The 1,138-nt window shown below is 39.1% G+C and carries 1 protein-coding gene; it reads right to left on the reverse strand.

Annotation, left to right across the window (positions count from 1 at the left end; genetic code table 11):
* Positions 1–196: 196 nt before the first annotated feature.
* Entirely contained in the window at positions 197–988 is a 792-nt protein-coding gene (locus Q9Q35_RS10655; RefSeq protein WP_304653343.1) for a site-specific DNA-methyltransferase, read from the reverse strand.
* Between the last annotated feature and the right edge of the window lie 150 nt (positions 989–1,138).

Consider the following 1,138-nt stretch of genomic DNA (forward strand, 5'->3'; position numbering starts at 1 on the left):
CGTTTCTTCGTTCCATCGCTCCTCAACACCGTTAAGGCCAGCGTTAACATACGTATAGCCATCATCGGACAACATTTTGTCATCAATCACCACAAATGTTATATTATCCCACAGTACATCTGATGCGCCTGTGATTATCTCGTCGCCTTCTCGTTCATATATCATCAGTCATCATCTCCTGTCCAATATTTGACTATCACACCAAAGAAATCTCAAATGTCTTAAGCATGCACTCATTTGCTTTTTTACACATATCTCGCTCAACTTCAAAACCATAAGCACTTCGATTGAGTTCCGCTGCAGCTCTTAGTGTGCTTCCACTTCCAGCAGTTGGATCGATAACAACATCGCCCGGATCAGTAAAGATCTCTATCAAACGTTTCAACACCGGAATAGGCTTTTGCGTTGGGTGGATTTTTGGATAACCATTGTCAATTTCCCAATTGAACCAATTCATGATCATTCGTCCATCATTGTTAAATTTAGGTAACTTATCACGATACAGAACTATCGCATATTCTGTAGCTCCCACTATCTTCATGTTTGCTTTTAATGCTTGCGAACTCGACTTTTTAATGAAAATCAATGGATAAGCATGATTAAAGCCTTCTTTTTTCCCAGTTTCGACTAACATCGGAATTTGTTCCCAAGCACAAAACACGATCATAGCTGGCGCTTTTCCACGCTCTTTAGGCTCTTTAATAAGCATCTTCCTAGCAAACTTCATGAAGTTAACAACGTTAAAACGTTCATCACGGTTGAAAAAGTTTTGCTTGGCTTTTTCGCTTTCGCCTTTTTTGTTGTCACCATCTTTATACCAAGCTGGGTTACTTGCATAGGCATTATTCCCGATATTGTAAGGAATATCTGCAATCATCAGTTGCGCTTTTGGTATCTGATAGCGTTTAAAGTTTTCAAAATTATCGTTATACAATTCAATTTTCGTTTTTTTCTCTGTATCTAGTGGTATTAGGCTCTTGTTATTCAATATTTATTTACCTTCTTTCAACATTCTGTGATCTTTGATACCTGCAAAACTGATAAAGTTTCCACGAGCATGCTTTCTCAGCCGTGACATAGAACGATCACCGTAACGCTTGATCAGGTCCTCGCCCTCAAGATTCGTCGTGATGATGAG

The organism is uncultured Ligilactobacillus sp., from assembly GCF_948826705.1.
Classification (GTDB): domain Bacteria; phylum Bacillota; class Bacilli; order Lactobacillales; family Lactobacillaceae; genus Ligilactobacillus.